Raw genomic sequence first — 5,000 nt, 5'->3', positions numbered from 1 at the left:
TCTAAGCTTCAGGTCAACAGGGACCGTACCCCAAACCGACACAGGTGGTCAGGTAGAGAATACCAAGGCGCTTGAGAGAACTCGGGTGAAGGAACTAGGCAAAATGGTACCGTAACTTCGGGAGAAGGTACGCCCCCGCCGGTGATCGGACTTGCTCCGTAAGCTAGTGGGGGTCGCAGAGACCAGTTGGCTGCGACTGTTTATTAAAAACACAGCACTGTGCAAACACGAAAGTGGACGTATACGGTGTGACGCCTGCCCGGTGCCGGAAGGTTAATTGATGGGGTTACCTCACCACCAAATTGCTCTTATGTACTACATATATGTGATTCAAAACGTAAACGATGAGACAGATTTTTATCTGGGTTATAGCTCTGATCTTCGAAAAAGATTAGATCAACATAATTCGGGTATGAATGCTTCTACCAAGGGTAGAATATGGCGCATTGCTTACTATGAAGCATATCAAGTCAAAGAGTTTGCGAGAGCTCGCGAAGCTAAACTAAAGCGCAACAAAAAAATGCGTCAGATGTTAATGCAACGTGTGCGAGAGCAATTTGGTGGTGAGGGAAGCTCTTGATCGAAGCCCCGGTAAACGGCGGCCGTAACTATAACGGTCCTAAGGTAGCGAAATTCCTTGTCGGGTAAGTTCCGACCTGCACGAATGGCGTAACGATGGCCAAGCTGTCTCCACCCGAGACTCAGTGAAATTGAAATCGCTGTTAAGATGCAGTGTATCCGCGGCTAGACGGAAAGACCCCGTGAACCTTTACTATAGCTTCACAGTGGATCTTGATGTTGCTTGTGTAGGATAGGTGGGAGGCTTTGAAGCGTGGACGCCAGTCTGCGTGGAGCCAACCTTGAAATACCACCCTGGCAATATTGAGGTTCTAACCCAGGTCCCTAATCGGGATCGGGGACATTGTGTGGTGGGTAGTTTGACTGGGGCGGTCTCCTCCCAAAGAGTAACGGAGGAGCACGAAGGTGCGCTAAGTACGGTCGGACATCGTACGGTTAGTGTAAAGGCACAAGCGCGCTTGACTGCGAGAGGTACATCTCGAGCAGGTACGAAAGTAGGTCTTAGTGATCCGGTGGTTCTGAATGGAAGGGCCATCGCTCAACGGATAAAAGGTACTCCGGGGATAACAGGCTGATACCGCCCAAGAGTTCACATCGACGGCGGTGTTTGGCACCTCGATGTCGGCTCATCACATCCTGGGGCTGAAGCCGGTCCCAAGGGTATGGCTGTTCGCCATTTAAAGTGGTACGCGAGCTGGGTTTAGAACGTCGTGAGACAGTTCGGTCCCTATCTGCCGTGGACGTTGGAAGTTTGAGGAGAGCTGCTCCTAGTACGAGAGGACCGGAGTGGACGAACCACTGGTGTTCGGGTTGTGTCGCCAGACGCATTGCCCGGTAGCTATGTTCGGACGGGATAACCGCTGAAAGCATCTAAGCGGGAAGCCCCCTTCAAGATGAGACTTCCCTGACTCCTAGAGAGTCCTGAAGAGCCGTTAAAGACTATGACGTTGATAGGCTGGGTGTGTAAGCGTTGTGAGGCGTTGAGCTAACCAGTACTAATGACTCGTGCGGCTTGACCATATAACGCCAAAGCGATTTAGCTATACCAAGAGAGTGTATTGCAAGAATTGAAAGCTTAAATAAAATGGATTCCGAGCGTGTGGATACGCTACCGTTTTTTGCCATCCCTGGCAAAACGGCATAAGCACGTCCATGTGCAAAAGTTTCGCCTGGCGACCATAGAATGTTGGAACCACCTGATCCCATCCCGAACTCAGCAGTGAAACGACATATCGCCGATGGTAGTGTGGGGTTTCCCCATGTGAGAGTAGGTCATCGCCAGGCACTTATTAGAAAACCCTGATAGCATACGCTGTCAGGGTTTTTGCTATGTGCAAAAAAGAACGAAGCCACTCGTTCCCAGGCTCCCGAGGTTGTCGCAAAAGATGTTTTGATTCACCACAGAGGCACAGAGAGCACAAAGGTTTACTGCTTTAAGAGTATAAAAACTCTGTGTCCTCTGTGCCTCTGTGGTGAAAAGAAAGACAGCTCCCGGTTTTTCACGTTGAACCAAGTTTCACGACATCCTCAGGACGCTGGGAACGAGAAAACATCCGTAGGCATTCCCGGCGCATGGTTAATCTAATTATGTTGCGTAAGTAAAAGGTAAGCGCCAATTTAAACCCACCTTAAAACTCCAAATCAAAAAAGTTAGGTTTTCTATTTTTTAGGAAACCCTACTATGAAAACAGATGAAGCCGCCAAACTCAGACAGCTTTGGCAGCAGCACCTTAAGGACTGGCAACAATCTGGCATAAGGCAAACTCCCTGGTGTCGCCAGAGGGGACTGTCTCCCCATCAGTTCAGTTATTGGAAGAAAAAGTTGATGACCAGGCCTGCACAGCCAAAACTGATTCCTGTTGCTGGGATGTCAAAGCCTGACCTTGTTTCTCAGTCTCCGGTTGTCATGCACCTGCCCTCTGGTATCAAGCTGGAGGTATCCGTCGAGCAAGTGCCTGGGCTGGTTCAGGCGTTGCAGTGCCTATGATTCGTCCAGCGGCTGATACTGACGTATTCCTTTATAGTGAGCCCGTGGATATGCGTAAGTCTATCAATGGCCTGGCCACTCTGGTGGAACAGGAGATGGCTCTGTCCCCCTTTGACCGCAAGCTGTTTGTGTTTTGCAACCGGGGAAGAGACAAGGTGAAGCTGCTTTACTGGGAGCGCAATGGCTTTGTCCTCTGGTATAAGCGACTGGAGAAATTCCGGTTCCAATGGCACTGGGATAGCATGCCCTCCCATATTGATGGTGATCTTCTCAACCGACTGCTGGATGGCTATGACATTCGTCCTCCTCAACCTCATCCTGCGCTGACCTACACGTCAATGATCTGATGCAGGGAATTGTCTTCCTGCCTTAGGGTATCCTTCAGGGATGAACGACACCCTTGCACATCTTCCTGATGACCCCACTATCCTCAAAGCCTACATTGCCCAGCTGCAAGGCAGGCTTTCCACTCTTGAGGAACATATCCGGCAACTGATCCGGCAGCGCTTTGGCGCGTCTAGCGAAAAAGCACCAGCCAATCAGTTCGGCCTGTTCAATGAGGCCGAGCAGGACCAGCCTGACAATCCTGATGCAGTGGCAAAAGCAGAGGCAGAAATCACAGTCCCTGCCCATCAGCGCAAGAAGCCGGGGCGCAAGCCATTACCTGAAGCCCTGCCCAGGGTTCGTCGGGAACATGACCTCCCTGAACAGGAAAAGGTCTGCTCCTGTTGCGGTAGCCATGACCTGCACAGGATCGGCGAGGAAGTCAGCGAGCAACTGGATATCATTCCCGCCAAGGTTCAGGTTATTCAGAACGTGCGCCCAAAGTATGCCTGTCGCCATTGTGAAGGCTCCATCCAGACCGCACCCATGCCTCCCCAGCCCATACCGGGTAGTATCGCTACACCGGGCTTGCTGGCCTACATTGCCACCGGAAAATATGTGGACGGCTTGCCCCTGTACCGCCAAGAACAGTTTGTGCTGAACCGGCTCGGGGTTGAAGTGGCCAGGGCAACCACAGCCCAGTGGATGGTGCGTTGCGGTGAACTGGTACAGCCCCTGGTCAACCTGATGCGAGATCATTTACTTGAATCTCCGCTGATCCATTGTGACGAAACCCATGTCAAGGTGCTGAGGGAGTCAGGGAAGAAAGCACAGAGCCTGTCGTACATGTGGGTACAGGTGGCAGAGCCTGTTCCAGATCACAGAGTCATTCTATTTGATTATGATCCCAGTCGGAGTGGGTCCGTTCCTGTCAGGTTGCTGGAAGGCTTTAAGGGGTATCTGCAAACGGATGGCTATGAGGGCTATGCTGCCATAGGCCGACAGGAAGGCATTATCAGCCAGGGCTGCTGGGCCCATGCCCGGAGAAAATTCAATGAAGCGGTAAAAGGCCTGAAAAAAGGGGTAAAAACTGGAAAGGCTTATATGGGAATGGCCTATATCCAGAAGCTTTACCGTATTGAACGGGAAATAAAAGACTGTTCCTGTGAAGAAAAGAAAATGATCCGGCAACAGAAAAGCCGGGACATTCTCAGTCAGCTACGACAATGGTTAGATAAATCGCTACCACAAACGCCCCCTAAAACACTGTTGGGTAAGGCGCTTAATTACCTCAATAACCAGTGGGATAAACTGATTCGCTACTGCGATGAGGGTTATCTACGCATGGACAATAATCTGGCAGAAAACGCCATTCGCCCCTTTGTCATCGGGCGTAAAGCATGGCTGTTTAGCACCAGTCAGGCAGGCGCTAATGCCAGCGCTAATCTGTACAGTCTGGTAGAGACAGCGAAAGCCTGTGGCTTGGAGTCATATGCCTATTTAAAGGAGGTGTTTACCCAGCTACCCGCAGCAAAAACACTGGCGGATATTGAGCAACTGCTGCCATGGAATCAAAACTCTTCTTAAATCAAGGTGGGGTTAATTAATCGCTTACAGTAAAAGCCGCGGGTTGTGCTATCCGTCAACTGCCCTATAATGCGCATCTCATTCAGGCAGCACGCCTTCAGTACTTTCTCACCAGCGTCCAAACAGTGGTTGACAGAAATGGCTGAATCGGTAAAATGCGCCTCCGCTGACCAAGCAAGGTTAGCGAGTTGAACAGCTTCTTTTGACTTTCAAACGAAAGCTTCTGAAAAAGAACGCTTGACAACGACAGCGGTCGCAGTAAGATAGGCGGCCTTGCTGATCGGCATTCACTGCTAAATCAGCCGGTTCAACCCCTTGATTGAATCGAGTTCTTTAACAAAGTATCAGATAATTCGTGTGGGCGCTTGTGTGATGGCATTCAGTCAATCAGTTGTTCTCAATAGAGAGCGCTGAAAATGATTTAAAATGCTGATCAAGCAAGTGAACATACTCGTTAATTCGACTGTCTTCACAGACAGTTAAATAAATGTGACGTTTAATTGTAAGATTGAGCAGTTTGGCT

The 5,000-nt window shown here is 50.1% G+C and carries 3 protein-coding genes and 2 rRNA genes (1 of these 5 only partly in view); all 5 read left to right on the top strand.

The window, feature by feature from the left end; translation table 11 throughout:
• Positions 1-1,599 (top strand): 23S ribosomal RNA (locus MJ595_RS04500) (it extends 1,873 nt beyond the left edge of the window).
• A gap of 148 nt (positions 1,600-1,747) precedes the next feature.
• Positions 1,748-1,863: ribosomal RNA gene (rrf, locus tag MJ595_RS04495) — 5S ribosomal RNA — on the top strand.
• 397 nt (positions 1,864-2,260) lie between these two features.
• Positions 2,261-2,566 carry a hypothetical protein gene (locus tag MJ595_RS04490; RefSeq protein WP_263079171.1) on the top strand — a complete coding sequence of 102 codons (306 nt, stop codon included), beginning with the start codon at positions 2,261-2,263 and terminating at the stop codon, positions 2,564-2,566.
• On the top strand, positions 2,563-2,913 hold the full coding sequence (gene tnpB / locus MJ595_RS04485) for an IS66 family insertion sequence element accessory protein TnpB (RefSeq protein ID WP_263079172.1): 351 nt from the start codon (positions 2,563-2,565) through the stop codon (positions 2,911-2,913). Before MJ595_RS04490 ends, tnpB begins: the two co-directional genes overlap by 4 nt.
• Before the next feature lie 40 nt (positions 2,914-2,953).
• Entirely contained in the window at positions 2,954-4,477 is a 1,524-nt protein-coding gene (locus MJ595_RS04480) for an IS66 family transposase (protein ID WP_263079174.1), read from the top strand.
• The last annotated feature ends 523 nt before the right edge of the window (positions 4,478-5,000 follow it).

The sequence above is a fragment of the Endozoicomonas sp. Mp262 genome, from assembly GCF_025643335.1.
Lineage (GTDB): Bacteria > Pseudomonadota > Gammaproteobacteria > Pseudomonadales > Endozoicomonadaceae > Endonucleibacter.
The sequence above is the reverse complement of the archived record's forward strand: the minus strand, read 5'-3'. Positions and strand labels throughout refer to the sequence as shown.